Source organism: Kitasatospora sp. NPDC088391, from assembly GCF_044753345.1.
In the GTDB taxonomy this organism is placed as follows: Bacteria; Actinomycetota; Actinomycetes; order Streptomycetales; family Streptomycetaceae; genus Kitasatospora.
The window spans coordinates 735,234-753,106 of record NZ_JBIVNB010000001.1 but is presented as its reverse complement, the minus strand read 5'-3'; the positions used below and the strand labels follow the sequence as shown (position 1 = coordinate 753,106).

At 70.7% G+C, this 17,873-nt stretch carries 14 protein-coding genes, 1 tRNA gene and 1 pseudogene; 6 read left to right on the top strand and 10 right to left on the bottom strand.

Going from position 1 to position 17,873, the window contains the following annotated elements; translation table 11 throughout:
• Positions 1–35 precede the first annotated feature (35 nt).
• Positions 36–707, bottom strand: a complete 672-nt coding sequence (locus ACIQBJ_RS03215) for a cupin domain-containing protein (protein ID WP_400702548.1) — start codon at positions 705–707, stop codon at positions 36–38.
• A gap of 132 nt (positions 708–839) precedes the next feature.
• Here ACIQBJ_RS03215 and ACIQBJ_RS03210 point away from each other — a divergent pair, with 132 nt between their 5' ends.
• Entirely contained in the window at positions 840–1,097 is a 258-nt protein-coding gene (locus ACIQBJ_RS03210) for a hypothetical protein (RefSeq protein WP_400702545.1), read from the top strand.
• Positions 1,098–1,127: 30 nt separating this feature from the next.
• Here the strand turns inward: ACIQBJ_RS03210 and ACIQBJ_RS03205 are convergent, their stop codons facing one another.
• The 3 genes from ACIQBJ_RS03205 to ACIQBJ_RS03195 all read right to left on the bottom strand — a co-directional run bounded on the left by ACIQBJ_RS03205 (position 1,128) and on the right by ACIQBJ_RS03195 (position 3,468).
• Positions 1,128–2,525 carry an NADP-dependent succinic semialdehyde dehydrogenase gene (locus ACIQBJ_RS03205; protein ID WP_400702542.1) on the bottom strand — a complete coding sequence of 466 codons (1,398 nt, stop codon included), beginning with the start codon at positions 2,523–2,525 and terminating at the stop codon, positions 1,128–1,130.
• A gap of 69 nt (positions 2,526–2,594) precedes the next feature.
• Positions 2,595–2,665: transfer RNA gene (locus ACIQBJ_RS03200), tRNA-Cys, on the bottom strand.
• A 140-nt stretch (positions 2,666–2,805) separates the two neighbouring features.
• Positions 2,806–3,468, bottom strand: a complete 663-nt coding sequence (locus ACIQBJ_RS03195) for a GNAT family N-acetyltransferase (protein ID WP_400702539.1) — start codon at positions 3,466–3,468, stop codon at positions 2,806–2,808.
• 159 nt (positions 3,469–3,627) lie between these two features.
• On the opposite strand from ACIQBJ_RS03195, the gene ACIQBJ_RS03190 reads away from it, so the two are divergent.
• Both ACIQBJ_RS03190 and ACIQBJ_RS03185 read left to right on the top strand, forming a co-directional pair.
• Entirely contained in the window at positions 3,628–4,080 is a 453-nt protein-coding gene (locus tag ACIQBJ_RS03190) for a helix-turn-helix transcriptional regulator (protein ID WP_400703480.1), read from the top strand.
• Positions 4,081–4,090: 10 nt separating this feature from the next.
• A complete protein-coding gene (locus tag ACIQBJ_RS03185) occupies positions 4,091–4,504 on the top strand; it encodes a VOC family protein (protein ID WP_400702536.1) in 414 nt (137 codons plus the stop codon).
• A 97-nt stretch (positions 4,505–4,601) separates the two neighbouring features.
• Here the strand turns inward: ACIQBJ_RS03185 and sph are convergent, their stop codons facing one another.
• A complete protein-coding gene (gene sph / locus ACIQBJ_RS03180; RefSeq protein WP_400702533.1) occupies positions 4,602–5,579 on the bottom strand; it encodes a sphingomyelin phosphodiesterase in 978 nt (325 codons plus the stop codon).
• 222 nt (positions 5,580–5,801) lie between these two features.
• Here sph and ACIQBJ_RS03175 point away from each other — a divergent pair, with 222 nt between their 5' ends.
• Positions 5,802–6,539, top strand: coding sequence for a Clp protease N-terminal domain-containing protein (locus tag ACIQBJ_RS03175; RefSeq protein WP_400702530.1), 738 nt, complete (start codon positions 5,802–5,804; stop codon positions 6,537–6,539).
• A 62-nt stretch (positions 6,540–6,601) separates the two neighbouring features.
• On the opposite strand, the gene ACIQBJ_RS03170 is transcribed toward ACIQBJ_RS03175, so the two are convergent.
• The 5 genes from ACIQBJ_RS03170 to ACIQBJ_RS03150 form a co-directional block, all read right to left on the bottom strand.
• Positions 6,602–8,383, bottom strand: coding sequence for a hypothetical protein (locus ACIQBJ_RS03170; protein ID WP_400702527.1), 1,782 nt, complete (start codon positions 8,381–8,383; stop codon positions 6,602–6,604).
• 95 nt (positions 8,384–8,478) lie between these two features.
• Positions 8,479–9,663 carry a Wadjet anti-phage system protein JetD domain-containing protein gene (locus ACIQBJ_RS03165; protein ID WP_400702524.1) on the bottom strand — a complete coding sequence of 395 codons (1,185 nt, stop codon included), beginning with the start codon at positions 9,661–9,663 and terminating at the stop codon, positions 8,479–8,481.
• Positions 9,644–14,113 carry a hypothetical protein gene (locus tag ACIQBJ_RS03160; protein ID WP_400702521.1) on the bottom strand — a complete coding sequence of 1,490 codons (4,470 nt, stop codon included), beginning with the start codon at positions 14,111–14,113 and terminating at the stop codon, positions 9,644–9,646. The genes ACIQBJ_RS03165 and ACIQBJ_RS03160 overlap by 20 nt, the downstream gene beginning before the upstream one ends.
• Positions 14,106–14,960 (bottom strand): hypothetical protein, encoded by an 855-nt coding sequence (locus ACIQBJ_RS03155; RefSeq protein ID WP_400702518.1) that lies wholly within the window; start codon positions 14,958–14,960, stop codon positions 14,106–14,108. Before ACIQBJ_RS03155 ends, ACIQBJ_RS03160 begins: the two co-directional genes overlap by 8 nt.
• Positions 14,957–16,468 (bottom strand): hypothetical protein, encoded by a 1,512-nt coding sequence (locus ACIQBJ_RS03150; protein ID WP_400702515.1) that lies wholly within the window; start codon positions 16,466–16,468, stop codon positions 14,957–14,959. Before ACIQBJ_RS03150 ends, ACIQBJ_RS03155 begins: the two co-directional genes overlap by 4 nt.
• A 267-nt stretch (positions 16,469–16,735) precedes the next feature.
• Between ACIQBJ_RS03150 and ACIQBJ_RS03145 the strand changes: the two genes are divergently transcribed.
• Both ACIQBJ_RS03145 and ACIQBJ_RS03140 read left to right on the top strand, forming a co-directional pair.
• The gene (locus ACIQBJ_RS03145; protein ID WP_400703477.1) at positions 16,736–17,161 is read left to right on the top strand and encodes a GNAT family N-acetyltransferase; all 426 of its coding nucleotides are present in this window, start codon (positions 16,736–16,738) and stop codon (positions 17,159–17,161) included.
• Positions 17,158–17,766 (top strand): annotated as a pseudogene (locus ACIQBJ_RS03140) (GNAT family N-acetyltransferase); the annotation flags it as partial. The gene ACIQBJ_RS03145 and the pseudogene ACIQBJ_RS03140, both read left to right, overlap by 4 nt.
• Between the last annotated feature and the right edge of the window lie 107 nt (positions 17,767–17,873).

The window sequence follows — 17,873 nt, the reverse complement described above, 5'->3', positions numbered from 1 at the left end:
CTTCCCCTCCCGGCCCGCGCCGCGGGCCGCCGGTCTCACCGGGCGTCCTCCAGCGCGGCGGCGATCCGGTGCAGCCGGGCCGCCAGCCGCTCCCGGGCGGTGACGGTACCGATCCGCTGACGGGCCGTCACCTCCCGCAGGGCGGCGGCGAGTTCGGCCTCGCCGCGGTGCTCGGCGACGTCCGCGGTGATCGCGTAGTCCTCGTGGTCGATGCCGTAGCCGGTGTTGGCGGCCAGGATCGCCAGCCGGTCGCCGCCCCGGTTGCCGAACGAGTGCGGCATCAGCTCCGGGATCCGGATCAGCGTGCCCGGCGCCAGCGCGACGTCCACCACCCGCCGCCGGCGCGCGTCGTACAGCCCGCAGGAGGCGGGGCCGAGCGCCAGCACCAGGTGCTCGCCGCCGTGCGCGTGCGGGGTGAAGGCGCTGTGCGGGGCGACCAGGCCGAGCTTGTAGGTGGCGTTCGACGGCCGCTCCGGCGAGGTCCGCGCGTCACCGATGAAGTAGTGCGCCCACTGCCGGTCGTCGATGAAGCGCAGCAGGCCGCTGTCCGGGTCCTCCGGGCCGAGTTCGCGGGCACCCGCGCGGTCCGCGCGCAGCACCCGGCCGTCCGGGCGCAGCCGGTACAGCTCGGCCCCGTCCGGCAGTTCGGACGCCTGCCGCTCCAGCCCGCGCAGTCCCGGCCCGCGCAGCCCTCCGCGTATCGCCACCCGCGCCCCCTCGTCGTCGCCCGGCGTCCCCGGCGTCCCCGGCGTCCCCTCGGCGTGATGCTACCCGGGCTGCCGGGCCCGCTGACCAGCGGGATACTCGAACAGACGCTGAATTCTGCGGAGGTGAGAGCGATGCCCGCTACCGCTGCCGGCCCGTCGCGGCCCAACCCGGTCCAGGAACTGGCCGCCTGGGCGACGGCCAGGCACAACTCCTCGCTGGTGCTCCTGCTCGCGCTGTCGCTGGGCCTCGGCCTGGTCGCCCCGCAGGTGGAGCAGCTCTGGGTGCTGATCGTGTTCTCGGTGGTGTGGGGCGTGACCCTGTTCGCGTTCGCCGCCCAGTTCTGGGGACGCCGCGAACAGGCCCGCCCGGGCGGCCGCCACGCCGCCTGAACCCCCCGGGCCCGGCCCCGGGCCCTATGGTCAGGCCCCGGACCAGACGGTGGTGATGTTGCAGAACTCCCGGATGCCGTGCCCGGACAGCTCCCGCCCGTAGCCGGAGCGCCGGACGCCGCCGAACGGGAACGCCGGGTGCGAGGCCGTCATGCCGTTGAAGAAGACGCCGCCCGCGCGCAGGTCGCGCACGCAGCGCTCGCGCTCGGCCTCGTCCCGGGTCCAGACGCTCGAACTCAGGCCGAACGGCGAGTCGTTGGCCACGGCCACCGCCTCGTCCAGGTCGGCGACCCGGTAGACGGTGGCGACCGGGCCGAACGCCTCCTCCTGGTGGAGCCGCATCCGCCGGGTGATCCCGGTCAGCACCGTCGGCAGGTAGTACCAGCCGTCCGCCAGCGCCGGGTCGTCCGGGCGGGCCCCGCCGCACTCCACCGAGGCACCGAGCCGGACCGCGTCGGCGACCAGCTCCTCCAGGTCGGCGCGGCCCTGCGCGGTGGCCAGCGGGCCGACCTCGGTGTCCTCCGCCGCCGGGTCGCCGACCGTCAGCGCCCGCATCCGCGCGGTGAACCCGGCCAGGAACTCCTCGTACACGTCCGTGTGCACCACGAAGCGCTTCGAGGCGATGCAGGACTGCCCGTTGTTCTGCACCCGGGCCGTCACCGCCCGCTCGACCGCCGCCGGCACGTCCGCCGAGGGCAGCACCAGGAACGGGTCGCTGCCGCCCAGTTCGAGGACGGTCTTCTTCACCTCGTCGCCGGCCACCGCCGCCACCGCGCGGCCCGCGCCCTCGCTGCCGGTCAGCGTCACCGCGACCACCCGCTCGTCCCGGACCACCGCCTCGACCGCGCGCGAACCGATCAGCAGGGTCTGGAAGCAGCCCTGCGGGAACCCGGCCCGGGCGAACAGCTCCTCCAGCGCGAGCGCCGTCCGCGGCACGTTCGAGGCGTGCTTCAGCAGGCCCACGTTGCCCGCCATCAGGGCCGGCGCGGCGAACCGCACCACCTGCCAGAACGGGAAGTTCCACGGCATCACCGCCAGCACCGGACCCAGCGGCCGGTACCGGACGTACGCCGAGACGCCGCCGGAGTCCGCCACGTCCGCGTCCGCCGGGTGCTCGTCCGCGAGCAGCGCCTCGGCCCGGTCCGCGTACCAGCGCATCGCCTTCACGCACTTCGCGGCCTCGGCCCGGGCCTGCGCCAGCGGCTTGCCCATCTCCAGCGTCATCGTCCGGGCCACCTGCTCGTTCGCCTGCTCCAGCAGGTCCGCGGCCCGGTGCATCAGCTCGGCGCGCTGCGCGAAGGTGGTCAGCCGCCAGGACTCGAACGCGGACTGCGCGCGGGCCAACCGGCGCTCCACGGCCGCCTCGTCCAGCGGATCGAAGACCTCGACGGTGCGGCCGTCGGCCGGATTGACGGTGGCGATGGCCATCAGGGCCACTCCCTCCTCGGACGCCGCCCGGCCCGTCCGGGCGGGAGCGGTCGTGCGAGGGGAGCGAGGAGGTGGAGACAGGAATCGAACCCATGTACACGGCCCTGCAAGCCGTTGCCTCGCCTCTCGGCCACTCCACCCGGCTCCCTCGCGTGACTCAAAAACTAGCAGCGCGAAAGCTCCGACACGGGCCGCGACGTGCCCGGCCAACGGGTGAATTGTCCGGTCCGACAATCCCGCCGGGAGCGGTCGGCGGATTGGGGGCCGGGGTGTGCGGCGGTCAGCGTGCCGCGCTCTCCGCCCGACGGCGGGTCAGCCGCCGCACCACCTCCTCGCCGGTCTCGGCCGGGGCGAGGATCTCGGCGGGACGGCGCAGGTGCTCGGTGAAGCCCAGCCGGGTCGGGACGGCGCCGCTGGCCAGGTTGGCCGGGTCGTGGACGATGTCGACGTGCTCGACCCCCGGCAGCCGGAACGCCTCCGCCACCAGCGCCCGGACGGCCCGGGTGGCCGCGCCCCGGCCCGTCGCGGCCGGATGCAGCCAGTACCCGATCTCCAGCCCCGCCGCAGTCCCAGCCCCGGTCCGGCTCCCGTCCTCGCCTGCACTCGTACCTGTACTCGCGTCCCCGTCCGCGGCCTCGTTGCTCTGCTCGGGCCGGAACAGGTCGAAGACGCCGACGATCGCCCCGTCCAGCACGATCGCGTAGCTGAACGCCGCGCCGCTCTCCCAGCGCTCCGCCCGGCCGGCCAGGAACTCGGCGGTGCTGGCCTCGTCGTGCCCGGCCACCCACGGCATCCACGGGCGCAGGTGCTCCACCGACTCCTCGATCACCCGGGACAGCTCCGGCAGGTCCGCCTCGCCGACCAGGCGGCGCAGCACCAGGTCGGGCAGGTCTTCGTCGCCCAGGTCGATCAGCGGCGCGGGCCTCCGCGCGGGGGTCTCCATCCCCGGAGGATCGTGCACGTCCGCCGCCCCGGGCAACCGGATATCCCCGTGCGGGGGCCCGGGGCGGGCGGCCGGGCCGGGGGCGGGAGGAGGGCGGCCGCTACCCTGGGCGGCGTGCAGATCGACGACCTCAAGCGGCTCCGGCGGGCCCGCGACACCATGGACCGCGACTACGCCGAACCCCTGGACGTCGCCGCGCTGGCGAAGGTCGCGCTGATGTCCGTCGGGCACTTCCAGCGCAGCTTCCGCACCGCCTACGGCGAGACGCCCTACAGCTATCTGATGACCCGTCGGATCGAGCGGGCCAAGGTGCTGCTGCGCCGCGGCGACCTCTCCGTCACCGAGGTCTGCATGGCGGTCGGCTGTACCTCGCTGGGCTCGTTCAGCACCCGGTTCACCGAACTGGTCGGCGAGAGCCCCAGCGCCTACCGGGCCCGCGACCACAGCGCCGCCGAGTCGATCACGGCCTGCGTGGCGATGTACCTGACCCGCCCGATCCGCGGCACCGACACCGGACGCCCCGCCGAGCCCGCGACCGGGGCCGCGACCGCCGCCGGGACCGCCGGGCGGTCGGTCAGGAACGGAGAAGCGGACGCCGCCGCCGATCAGTAGCGTCTGCGGCATGGACATCACGCTCTCGCAGTGCTTCATCTCCGTCGACGACCACGACGCCGCGCTCGGCTTCTACCGGGACGCCCTCGGGCTGGAGGTGCGCAACGACGTCGCCTTCGAGGGGATGCGCTGGGTCACCCTCGGCTCCCCGACCCAGCCCGAGGTCGAGGTCGTCCTCGAACCCCCGGTCGCCGACCCCGGCGCCACCGACGCCGACCGCCGGGCCGCCGCCGAACTGCTCGCCAAGGGCCTGCTGCGCGCCGTCAACTTCCGTACCCCCGACTGCGACGGGACCTTCGAGCGGATCCGCGCCACCGGTGCCGACGTGCTCCAGGAACCGATGGACCAGCCGTACGGCGTGCGCGACTGCGCGTTCCGCGACCCGGCGGGCAACATGGTCCGCTTCGCCCAGCCCCGCAAGTAGCGCGCCCGCCCGCCCGCCCGTCCGTCCGACCGCAGCTGCGCGGAGCGCCGTCCGGAAAGCGTTTTCCGGACGGCGCTCCGCGCGTTTCCGTGGCCGGTCAGCCGGCGATCAGCGGGTAGTGGTCCGAGAGGTCGGAGTAGGTGTACGAGGTGCCCCAGCTGCTGACCGTCCACGGCGCGCTGTGGAAGCGGTGCACGGTATTGGTGTACTGCTGCGGGCGGGCGTGGTCGGCCCGGTACAGCACGTAGTCCAGGTCCTCCTTCGGCTCGCCGGGGTAGCGGTAGGCGGCGATCGAGTTGTCGACGGTGTCGAAGGAGTCGGCCCAGCCGCCCCGGGTGGTGGCGGGCGCGAGGTTGCCGTTGGTCAGCAGGGACGGGTACTCGCCGCCGTGCGAGTCGATGTTCAGGTCGCCGGCCAGCACGATCGGCTCGTTCGCCGGGATCTGCTTGGCGTCCAGGAAGCCCTTCATCGCCTGCAGCTGCTTGGCCCGGATGTCGGCGGCCTGGCCGCTCGCGCAGCCCGAGTCGGTGGACTGCAGGTGGGTGCCGACCACGTGGGTGCGCTGCCCGTTCACGTTGAGCTGCGCGTACACGAAACCCTTGTTCGACCACCAGTCGGAGCCGCAGGCATCCTTGAAGACGTACTGCTCCTTGCGCAGGATCGGCCACTTGGAGAGCAGCAGCACGCCGCCGTCCTCCGGGGTGGTGCTGCTGTAGCTGCCCGAGGTGGCGTCCCAGCCACTGGTCGACCGGCCGACCACGGGCGTGTGGTACGGGTAGGCGGCCGTGGCCTTCGCCACCAGCGCGTCGGAGACCGAGTTGTCGAACGCCTCCTCCAGCACCACCACGTCGTGGCCCTGGAAGAAGTCGGCACCGGCGATCGCCTGCGCCCGGTAGGACTGGCCCCAGTTCGGGTACAGCGAGGTGCTCATCAGGAAGGTGTTGTAGGTGAGCACGTTCAGCGGGGCGACGGTGACGGGCGCGCTCTCGGCCTGTGCGAAGGCCTGAGGCGTCGTCAACAGGGCTGCCGCGGCGGTCAGTACGGCGGCGGCGCGGGCGGCACGGGTGGTGGGCATGGTGGCTCCGAGGGTGGCCGGGACGAGATGTTGTGCAGTCAACTCGGGCCCGCGTGACGGGGACAAGACAGCGGACGGCGACGCGGTGAACTCGGCCGAAACAGCCGCTACCCGCGAGTAGGGAGTGGCCGGATCGCGGGGTGCCGGCAGGGCGTCGACGGGGAGTCGATGGGGTGTCAACCGAAGGTTGACAGTGCCGGACTGTCAACCTAGGGTTGCCTCATGGCTGACACCACGGGAAAGAACCCCTCCATCCGGCTCGACGACCTGATCGAGGGCATCAAGCAGTCCTACCCCGAAGCGCTGGACCAGCTCTCCAGCGCCGTCCTGGTCGCCGACCACCTCGGCGACGTCGCCGACCACCTGATCGGCCACTTCGTCGACCAGGCCCGCCGCTCCGGCGCGTCCTGGACCGACATCGGCCGCAGCATGGGCGTCACCCGGCAGGCCGCCCAGAAGCGCTTCGTCCCCAAGGACCCGGGCGAGGGCGGCACGATCGACACCGCCCAGGGCTTCAACCGCTTCACCCCGCGCGCCCGCAACGTCGTGATGGCCGCCCACCAGGCCGCCAAGGACGCCCGCAACGACGAGGTCCGCCCCGAGCACCTCGTCCTCGGGCTGCTCGCCGAACCCGAGGGCCTGGCCGCCGTGTTCATCGCCGCGCAGGGCGTCACCCCGGACGCCGTCCGGGAGGCCGCCCTCGCCGCCCTCCCGCCCGCCGTCGAAGAGGTCCCCGACCTCGTCCCCTACGACGCCGGCGCCAAGAAGGCCCTCGAACTCACCATGCGCGAGGCCCTCCGCCTCGGCCACAACTACGTCGGCACCGAGCACCTCCTGCTCGCCCTCCTCGAACACGAGGCCGGCACCGGCGTCCTCACCTCCCTCGGCCTCGACAAGCCCACCACCGAGACCGCCCTCACCGAGGCCCTCGCCCAACTCGCCCCGCAGCCCGACGCCTGACGCCCGCCCGGCCGACCGCCGGCGGCCCCTCCGACTCCGCCGGCGGCCACGGACTCCCTTATTCAGGGGGCCAGTTCGCTCTGCTGGGTTTCGAGGGCGGCGATGCCGGACCCGGTGTCGGGGTGACTCTCGCCAAGGCTCTCGATCCGGCCCGCGACCAACGATTCGTACGTCTTGAGAGCCCGCTGCGCGTGGCCGTTCTTGGCGTGGGCCCGGGCGAGCAGAAGCAGGGCGGACAACGTTTCGGGATGCCCTGCGCCGAGGAGCTCCGACTGGGCCTCGTGGATGCGGGTCAACTCGGCCACCGGCACGGCCTTGTGATGCGATGTCAACTGAAACTCTGCCAAGGCCGAGTCGATGCGCAGTACCAGCCGACGATGGCCGCCCTTCCCGGCACGTTCCCGAAGGTCGACCAGCAGGGCGAGGTCTCCGGTGGACCGGGCCAGATTCAGCCCACTGGCGAGGGTGTCGGCGTGGTTGGCTCCCTGTCGTGTACGGCGGTAGCGGTACGCGGCGCCGCTGAACCTCGACGCCTTGCCGTTGTCGAGGCGGGCCGCGGTTTCGGACAGGAGGTCGAGGGCGCGCAGTCGGACCTCGACCGTCACGGGCGGGGAGATGGTGCTCGTGGCGGGGCGCCATGCCTTGCGGAGTCGCACCAGCCGGGCGTATGCCTCCTGGTAGTGGCCCTGGGCCCCGGTGAAGTGGACCGCGCCGAGGAGGGTGAACTGTGCCTCCGGCCCCACCGCGTCCGCGGGATCGATGGCCATCAGCACCTCCGAGACCTCGGCCCAGCAGGGCCAGTCGCTCCACTCGGCCCGGCCTTCGTTGGCCGGGACTCGGCTCAGCAGCATCGACAGAGCGAGCTCCGCCACCCGCCGGCGCTCTGCGGGGGCGATCAGGCCACGTACCAGATCGACCTCCAGCGGCCCCATCACGATCCGGTCCGCATCCTGCCGGACCAGGCCGATGGCCTCTGCGGGCTGCAGCGACTTGCGGAACCGCTGCGGCAACATGGCGGGCAATCCGCCGGAGGCCGGGCGCCAGTGCGAGGCGTGTACGTGCTTGCTCGGGACGGGGATCGGAAACGGGCCGCCGCACATGAGGGCGAGTGCGTCCAGTGCGTCGCGGGTCGCTCGTGGGTCGCGTGAGTGGAGACTGCGGAGGAGCGACCGCGTCTCGCCGACCAGGGTGGAGGGGTAGCCGTCCGGGCCGGGTTCCCCGTAGATCCCTACGGCGTGATCGCCGATCATCTCGAGAAACTCCGTAGCCAGCCGGTCTCCCCCGATCGACCGTGCTTGGGCCTGGGACAGCCATACCGCGACGTGGCCGAGTGCCAACGGAAGATGGCCCGCTCGTTCGGCCATCCGTGCGGCTCCCCTTGGAGGCAGGCTCCTGGTGGAACGAGTCAGGTAGTAGATCGACTCGGCGGGGGTGAAGCGGCCCACCTCCACGGTCTGGGCAGGCGGGAGCCACTGGTCGCTGCGGCGGGAGGAGGTGACCACCCGGACGCCGCGGTCGTCCAGCACACGCGGCAAGTCGTCCTGGGCGAGTTCGACGGTCGGCAGCAGGACGGTCGGTCTCGGCAGGCCGGGCAGGACGGTCTCCGTGAACTCTTCCAGTTGCTGCCGTGGATCGCGTCCGGGCTCGGGAGCCCAGTGATGGGGCCACAGCCGACGGGCAGTCAGTTCTGCCGTCACCTCATGGGTGAGCAGCGAGGATTTTCCGACCCCGATTTCTCCCGTGAGTACCACCACGGGGGCGTACTCGAGTTCTGCCAGTACCCGCCGGGCGATCCAGGGGCGAGAGACCCGGGTCCGAACGGCATCCGAATCGACCGGCATCATCCGGTGTGCCCCCTCGATCGACGTTTCGACCCGGGGCGGCAAGGTGTGGCCGCGATCGGGCCAGTGATCAACGAGGCGGTCGGAGCGGGGTTACGTCAACGCACGTCCCCGTGCCAATCGGTCTCGGTGCTCAGCCGATCGAGGTTGACCCACTCCTGGGCGAGCCGCTCGCCCCGCAGCAGCAGATCGACCGCTCGTTCGCGGTGCGCAGGGTCCAGCCAGTCGGCGAGCCGACGTGCCTCCGCGGGAGCGATCCGCGCTTCCTTCGGCATGGCCTTTGCGGGACGGCCGTGGCGCAGCAGCATGTCGTACAGGCCGACGGCCGGCCGGACGGATTCCAGCCAGGGGAGCCTGCGTCGGAGCGCGGTCAGCGGGATGCGCAGGCCGGTGGTGTCGAGGTCGCCGAAGTAGACCACGTGCGAGATGTTGTCGTCCCGGCCGAGGCTGCCGATCGATGCCGTGAAGGTGTTGCCGATGCCCCACGCCACATGGCCGAGCCCGTGGTCGACGTGCTTGAGCAACTGCGAGATGGACCAGTAGGTGGTGGAGTTCTCCACGACCAGGAGGCCGCGTCCCGGTCCGGTCCGGTGGTAGCCGCCCTCCTCCTCGCCCAGCGGCACGGTGTCGAACGCCCGGGTGAGGAGCGGAGGGTCCACCCGGAAAGCGTTGATGAGGGGCAGGAGTCTGGCCGGATCGGACAGGACCGGCTTCGGATTGAGGCTGTCGAAGACCTTCTCGCCAGGGTGTTTTGCCTGCTGGAAGAAGGCTTCGCTGCCGAAGATCTCCAACGCGCGCTCCCGGACGGGCAGCGCCCGGCCCGAGGAGCCGCTGTGGAGCCATTTGTTCATCGCTGTGTAGGCCGCGCGAATGGGCGCGGTGGTGTAGTGCTTCTCCCAGTAGGGCGAAGCCCAGGACATGCTGCTGTGCCACACCGGCTCGGGCGGCATTTGCCGTACGGGGGAGCGGTACGGGAGTAGCAGGACCTGCAGCGGAAGAGAGTCCTTCTCGTGGTCCGTCCTGGTGTCCGAGTACTTCAGGTGTCGAAATTTTCTGAGTTCGCCCAGGTATGCGGCGAGGAGGTTTCTGGGGATCACGTGCTCGCGGCCGGACGGGGCGGGGATCCCATCTGCGGCGTTGATGACGTCGGCGATCGGAATCTGCTTCCCCTTGGCACCTTTCCAGCCGGATTTTTCGGCCGACTCGCGGAGTCGGTGCAAAAGTTCGGTTGCCTGTGCGCTCGGCTCCGCAGAATCCTGTGGGTCATTCCGGTGATGTGGCATCTCCGCCCCTTTCCTTGATGAAGTAACGGGTGGCGCCGATGAGACCTCGACCTTCGACCTGGCCCAACTGGCTGTCGAGATAACGGCCGAAGACCTCTTCCACCGTCAGGTACTTTCGTGCTGCGCTGAGGTCCGCGTCATTGCGCAGCCTGATGACCAGGGGGAAAACATCGAGTGCCGTAGTGTCGAACAGGCCCGTCGTGTAGACGAGTTGGACACCGAGGGCAGTGGCGACGGACTGCTGGAGGCGCAGCAGGTAGGTGGCTGAGGCCCGGCCGATCGGATTGTCCAGGAAGAGCGTGCCCGAGTGGTGATTTCCCATGCGGCCGCGGTCATTGGCGCGGAGCGCCGCCATCGTGCAGTAGAGGATGATCGCGGTGGTGAGCATCTGGCCGCCGGAGAAGATCGCCCGGAGTTCCTTCACCCGGACACGCTCCGAGCGCAGGACGGCGTCCGGCTTGAGGATGGAGACTTTGAACCCCTCGGAAACCGCGCTGGTCACTCCGTCGAGGATCAGCGAAGTTCCGGAACGCCTCAGTTCCCGGCCCGCAGTAAGGGCCTTCGCCGTCTCCTGGGCGGCTTTGTCGATGATGTCGCCCATCTTCGAGCGGAGGGTCGCCTCGTCCACTTCCTTGTAATCGATCTTCAGGAATTGCTTTCCGGACCAGTCGCCGAGTTCCTTGGGGAGGCGGGAGAACCGTTGGGCCCGCTTGAGGATCTGCAGTGCCTCGCCGACCTGCTGCGCGAACTGGTGCACGATCTGGGTGCGGTGGCGATCGATCGTCGACAGGTCGTCGCTCAGCGATCGAAGCCGACGGCTCATGGCGGCCGACCATTCCTCGGCGAAGCCGGGCAGGTCGCTGCGGTCCGTGTTGAGCATGATGTGATAGCTCGGCGTACCCAGGGGAAGGAAACGACGCTGTCCTGCGTGCCTGGCGAGTCGGTCTGCCGCACCTCGTTCGATCTCCTGGGCGGCAGCGGCCTGTTTGCGGGCCTCGTCGTAGGCGAGCCTGGTGGTGTGGTGCCGGGCCTGGGCGACCGTCAGATCTCCTTCGAACGCCGGGGCGTCGAGCAGTTCGGCGGGCTCGGAATCGGCGAACTCGGGCCATTCGGCATGGAACTTCGCAAACATCCGGTGCGAGTCCTGGGACTCTGTCAGGGTCCGTTCCAGATTCTTGCGGTGGAGCTCCATCTCCTGGACGTTGAGGCCGACCCGGTCCCGCGCGGATACGGCTTCGGTGATCTGCCGGAGGCCGTGGGCGATGTGGCGAGGACGTTCGAACGGGGCGAGGTCGATCTCTTCCGGAGGCGCCGGGAGACGCTCGTAGTCCTCTCGGCAGGTCGTCAGCTTCGCCATCGACTCTGCGGCCCGGTAGGACAATTCGGGAGCGGACAACTCGGCCAGCCGACGCGCGGCCTCGCGTGAGGCGTGGTCGGCGCCCTCGGGCGAGGACAGCAGTTCACGTGCACGTGCCACCACGCCGGCCGGATGGCCGCCGATCTCGACGGAAAGTCCGGTGGCTTCTTGCTCCGCCTGCCGGAGATCGGTCGCCAACTGATCACCGACGGCAGCCCTCAGGTAGGTCTCGGAGGCACTGCGGTGGCTGCGCCGTAGGACTTCCAGCGGCTCGGAAGCGGGTTCCGGTTCTCCCGGTTCGACGGGCTGGACCGGGCCGAGCGCGGTGAGCTCCTCGGCCAGTCGGCTCTCGGAAGCCCGATGGCGGTCGGCTGCACGGGTTCGGTCAGCACCTCGGGCCCGGAACTCCGCAGCGAGTTCCGCGGCCGTACGGGCCATGGCCCGCTCCTGCTCGGCGCCGGCCTGTTCCCGTTCGACGGTTGCTTGCCAGCCGGGGATCTTCGCCGCCTGTTCGGCCAGCGCGGTGAGCCGGTGGACAGCGCTCTCCAGACCGGGCTGGTCCGCCTGCAGCGCCTTGACGGTCGTGTGGACCTTTTCACGTCGCTGGTCGACCGTGTCGAGCGCGGCCTGGAGAGCGGCGACCTCCTCGGCACCGGCTGCGGCTTGTGCCGAGGCGGCGACGAGTTGTTCCCGCAACTCGGCCGTCCGTCCGAGCGGGAACTCGCGGCGCCACTCCTGGACCCGGGCCCGGAGGGCGGCGGCATCGTCCCTGCGGGCCGACAGTTCGGTCAACTGCTGCTGTCGACTCCGGTACAGCTGCTGCAGCCGCCCCCGCTCCGCATCGGCGGCCCGCTCGTCGTACAGGGCTGGGTGCGGTGGGACGACGAAGTCGACGCCGCCCGGCGGTTCGTGGTCGGCGGCCATCGCCGCGGTGGTACCCACCGGGAGGTAGGTGAGTGGACGCAGTTCGCCGTCGTCGAGGAGTTTGCGTGCCTGCGGCAGGTCCTCGGCCTCGTTGAGCAGGATGCCGACCGCGAGGTGCGGCATGCGTTCGGCCAGCGTTCGACGCCGGGTCAGATCCGGAATCGCGGCCAGGAACTCCCAGCCGGTCCAGGCCGTGATGCCTTCGTTCCGCAGGGAATCCTTCGCCTCGATGGCTTCCGGCCCGGCCGGCAGCAGTTCGCTGGTCTCCAGGGCGAGGCGCTGCGGCCGTTCCTGGGCATCGGCCACCTGGAGCTTGGTGATGGCGCTGGTGGCCTGCTCCTGCACCTGGGTGAGTTCGACCGCGAGAGTGTCCGCCGCCGTGTCGAACACGTCGGCCGAATAGCCGAGGAGTTCGCCGAACAGGGGGTCCGTGCGAAGCGCCTCGGTCCGCTCGGTGGCCGAAGTGACGTCCCGTTCGGCGGAGTCACGGGTACGGATCAGGCCGGCATGCCGGGCCTGGCCGGCCTGCAGGGCTTTGGAGGCCGTCTTTCGGCCCTGCTCCAGCCGGTCTCGTTCCTCCTCCAGCGCGGCGATCCTGTCGGCGTTCGCCCGTGCTGCTGCTGACGCCTGTTCGAGGGCCGCGGGCACCGAAGTGCCGGCCGGGAGCAGACCGCCGTCGACAGCAGCGGCCATGTCGTTCAGGACCTCGCCGATCCGCGCCTCGGCGAATGCCGCCGCAGAATCGTGCTTGGCTGCCCGCCCGACGGCCTTGTTGTGATCGCTCTGGGCATTCTTGGCCTGTTCCGCGGACTCCTCCGCAGCACGTTCGGCGATGTCGGCCTGGCGCAGCAGCCTCCGGGAGTCCACCTGCAAGGCGGCAGCGAGTCGCGCCGTCGCGCGGTCGCGGGCGATCAGGGCGGGCCGGGCCGCCTCTTCCGTCTCGGTGACCACTGCCCTTACGTCCTTGAGACGCCGCTCGGCGGTGAGATGACGGAGCAACAGGGGGGTCAACTGCCAGGCACTTGCAGTCGTCGCGGCCAGGTCGGCCTCCCGCTTGGCCTGCTGGTGCTCCACTTCGGCCTCCTCGAACCTGAGGAAGGCGACCAGGCGTTCCAGTTCCGTGGTCGCGGCACAGAGAGCGGAGTGCTCCTCCTTCTCCTGCGCGAGGTCGATGGCGAGCTGCCCGGCTTCGGCTTTCGTACGCCTGACGGCTTCGGCCTCGATTTCCGCCCTCGCCTGCAACCGGCGCAGTAGCACGGCCATGCTCCGCGCCGCTGTGAGCCTGTGCCGTCGGGCTTCCTCGGCGGTCCTCCTGGCGTCGGCGAGTTCGACGAGAATGCCCAGGGCACCTTCGACGAAGTCGCGTTCCAGCACCATCCGACTGCGCTGGTCGAGCTTGACCGCGTAGGTGTCCAGCAATTTGGCCAGCTGGTCCGGGGCCTCTGTGGGCAGTACCGCGTTCAGGAGGAAGGCGACGAACGCGTTGTCGCTGGTGAAGGGAAAGGCTTCGGCGGCCTCGCCCTCGTCGGTGTTCATGTTGCGCTGGTAACGGAACAGCTCCGGGTCGAGACCGAGTTCGGTGAGCCGGTCCGTCCATTCCTTGTGCCGCTCGAACTGGCCGTACTCTGCGGCGGGATCGGCCAGGGCTGATTTGAGCGCATCGAGATAGGAGTTGAGCCGGACGTACCGGTTGCTGTCGGCGATCGGCAGGTTCTCCAGCCCGAGACGGCCGGTCGGCCGGAAGTGGTACCAGCGTTCGACAAGATTGCGGGAGTCCGTACTGGGTTTCAGGTCCCTCCACTCGGAGACCTTCCCCGTGATCAACCGGCGCCCGCTGCGGACGTGGATCCACTCCAGCACGATGTGGGCGGTGTCGCCCTCCAGCACGAAGCGCTCCAGCACACCGCTGCTCGCGCCCCCGATCGCCATCCGGCGGCCGGGCAGGACGACCGAGAAGATCAGCTTGATCAGGACCGATTTCCCACCGCCGTTCTCGAGGAAGAGCACGGTCGCCGGCGAGGGCCGGCGCGCTACTGCGCCGGTGCCGAAGAAACCCAACTGGCTGTCCGCCATCGGGTGGCCGACGCCGCTGAGATCCAGTAGGACGTCCTGGTAGCGGGCCCCGGCAGGGCCGACCGACTTGAGCAGGACCCGGGAGAGCTCATACATCGGTCGCCCCCGGCTCGTCGTCGTGCCTGTCCTCGTCCCCGTCCTCGACATGGGCTGCCGGGGCGTCCGAGACCGGTTTCCCCGGCGGTTCGACGAGGTCGGGAACGACCTTCAGCAGGAGCAACTCCGTGAAGGCCGCGGTCGAGGCCAGCTCGCGGATCTGGACGTTGTACCGAGGTGTGCTGCGGTACACGGTCTCGCCGTCCACTTCGCCGAGTTCCACCAGCAGACCCTGCTCGGTGAGGAACTTCAGGGCCCGGCCGACGATGGTCGTCGTGGAGTTCATCGCCGCGCGCCTGTCCTTGGTGCTGGACACCTCCGGTCGGCGGCTGTACACACGCCAGGCCCGTTCCAGTTCCGGCGTGTCCGTCGGAGCGTCCAGGGAGTGCTCGACCCGTTCGGCCCGTGACTTGAGCTTCCGGCAGACCTCCCGCACGGTCTGGTCCACGGCACGGGCGGTGACCCGGCCCACGTAGTTGTCGTCGGCGAGGTCGGCCGGGCGGGGGAACACCAGGGCGGCCACCGCGAGGTGGACGATTCCGTGGATCACTTTCTCGCCGGGCTTCTCCGCAGCGGCGGAACGGGAGTAGTCCTCCATCCGGATCTCGAACACGGACCCCTCGGTGGAGGCCAGCACCACCCCGGTCGCGGCCGACACCCTGACCAGGCGCAGGCCGAGACCTGCCGCGATCCGCGAGGTCAGCAGTTGGAAGTCCTCGTTCGTCTGGTACTGCGTCACCAGATCTTGGTACTCGGTGTCCTGGGTGGGGTGGTATCTCGGTCGCAGACCGAACGCGATCAGTTGTGCGGCTTCTTCCGCGTCGACAGTGCTGATGGCGGCGGTCATGAAGGAACCTCCTCGGAGAGGCCGTCGTTGTCGTGCGGTGCGGTGCTGTCGTCGGCGGGGTGGAACGCCACTGTTTGGAGGAGCAGGTCGTCCCCGGAGAACCGGGGGAGGTCCAACGGGTCGCCGGTCCGGACGGCGATCAGGACATCCGGATCGCCTTGGAGCCGGCGTTGGTTGGCCTGAGGGCTGAATGCGTTGACAGCACGATGAACCAGCAGGTCGGCGGTGCTGGGGGCGATCTCTTCGGCCTCCATCAGCAGGCGGCTCAACCTGCGGGGCCGGTGACGCAGGCTGAGCAGGCGATCGGTGGCGGCCCAGTCATCGAGGGTGAACGGCACCGCTTCCTCGGTGCGCCGGACGTCGGGGTCCGGGATCTCACCGCCGAGCCGCTGCCGCTCGGCCGGCGGCCGCAGCAGCCGGGTGACGAGGGACGGAAGGCCCAGCACCGAGGACCGTCTCACCCCGCTCGCATCACGGAAGAAGCCGGCCCCCAGCGTGGTGGCGTCCCGAGCCGAAAGGCCGAGCATCGGTGTCAGCAACTGTCCGTGCAGGTCGATCGCCGCAGTGCGCGGGGGCTCGACGAACTGCTGCCGGTCCTGCTCGGCACGGAAGAGGTCCCCTGCGGTGAGCAGCCGGGTCTGCAACTGCATGTGGCGTCGGATGCAGTCGCGGACGATCACCACCAACTCGGCGGCCCGCTGCTTGTGCTGCTCCTCGTCGGACTCGTCCCGCGCCTTGCTGATGTTGGTCAGGATGTGGTGTTCGGCCCGGTAGCGGTCCTCGATGTGGTCGAGTGCGTTCTGGAGCAGGCGCGGGACCTCGTGCTCCCAGTCGACCGCCCGTACGTTACGGGTGGTGGCCTCGAGGAGTTGGCGCAGCATCTCGCCGTACTGCACGGTACGGTAGCGCGCCTGTTCGGCAGCCAGTTTGGCTTCGGCCAGGCGGCCCCGCTTGATGAGGCTCTCGAGCTTGACCTCGGCCGCGATCTGGGCGGACTCGACATCGGTGTCGAGGGCCCCGACAAGGACGTTGATCGCCTCGTCCGTGGCGCGGAGGTAGATCTTGCCGTCCGGTCCGGCCCGTTCGACCAGCAGATTGAACTCGAAGGTGAGCCGTCGGTAGACCCCGTCGTTGTCGACCGCGCCGTACACCTGACTGAAGCTGCGGTCGACCGTGCCGATATTGATCAGCCGCTGCAGGACGTGCAGGGCGACGGCCCGGTGCTCCTTCTCGGAGCGGTCCGGGGCTTGGAGCGCCACGAAGCGGGCCGTGTGCGCGAGCACCTGCTCCTGGTCCGCGCCGGAGTCGAAGTCCATGGCAACGGTGACCTGGTCGATGGTGTGCAGCGCGACTTCGGCGAGGTGGTAGACCTTGGCATCGACCTTGCTCAGGCTTCCCTTGTTGCTGTCCAGGGCCTGTAGGGGCGCAGCACAGGCCAGTGCCTTGATCCTCCGGGTCAGACCTTCGTCCCAGAAGCCTGCAGCTGAGGGTTTCTTGCTGTCGAACACAGGACGACACGCTAGTCACATCGGTCCGCCCGCGGTGTCGAACGTGCTGAAAGTTCAAACTATGAGGCGATGCGCTGGCAACGGGAAACCTGCCAAGCCGTGGTAGAGCGACACAAAACCCGGTTGACGGTGGATCACCGGGGCCGGTTCGCTGCTGCCGTGACAGAACTGCGCACCGAGATGCCGGCCGCACCGCCCGCAGGGCCGCCCGCCGGACCGTCAGTCCCGCCGGGGGCGTTGCGGATCGAACGGCCGGTCGGCGAGGAGATGCTCGCCGACTGGCAGTACATCCACAACGTGATCGTCCCGACCGATCCGCTCTCGTTGGACGAGGTCCGGGAGCGGGCCGGGCGGTACCGGCTGGAGGTGGCGTACCTGGGGGCGCTGGCCGTCGGGTGCTCGACGGTCCGGCCGCCCGACGAGGAGTCGGAGGGGGCCGCCACCGTCATCGCCCGGGTGCTGCCGGGCCACCGGGAGCAGGGCTACGGCACCCGGCTGTGGCGGCGCGGGCTCGAATGCGCCCGGGCCTGGGGCGTGGACGCGGTGCAGACCGTGGTGCTGGAGAGCAACGCCGAGGGGCTGGCGTTCGCGCTGGGCCGCGGCTTCGCCGAGACCGAGCGCTACCTGCTGGACGGCGACACCGTTCCGTACGTCACGCTGCGCCGCGCGCTCGGGGCGGAGGAGCAGGCATGACCCGCAGACTCGAAGGGCCGGTGCTGGAAGGCCGGTCGGTGCGCCTGGAGCCGCTGGACCGGCGGCACGAGGCGGGCCTGGCGGCCGCCGCCGAGGAGCACCGGGACAGCTTCGGCTTCACCTGGGTGCCGCGCGCCGCCGAGGTCGCCGCGTACGTCGAGGCGCAGCACCGGCGGGTCGAGGCCGGGCTGCTCGCGCCGTACGCGCAGATCGAGGCGGCGACCGGCCGGGTGGTCGGGGCGACCGCGTTCTGGGAGCCGCGCTACCTGCCCGAGGACGGGCCGCTGTACGCGATCGAGGTCGGCTTCACCTGGCTGGCGGCCTCCGCGCAGGGCACCGGCATCAACGCCGAGGCGAAACTGCTGATGTTCGAGCACGCCTTCGAGCAGTGGGGCGTGTCCCGGCTGGACCTCAAGACCGATGCCCGCAACGCCCGTTCGCGCGCCGCGATCGCCTCGGTCGGGGCCCGCTTCGAAGGGGTGCTGCGCAACTACTCGCGCTCCTGGGCGCCGGGCGAGGACGGCCGGCTGCGGGACTCCGCGATCTTCTCGATCATCGACGAGGAGTGGCCGCGGGCCAAGGCCGCCCTGCGGGAGCGGGTCGCGCCCGACGGGGCGCCCCCCGCGCGGGGCGCCCCCCGCGGACGGGCCCGGATTTGTGGGGGGGGGGGGGGGGGGTGGGCGGCCCCGGCGGGGGGGGGGGGGCGCCGCCC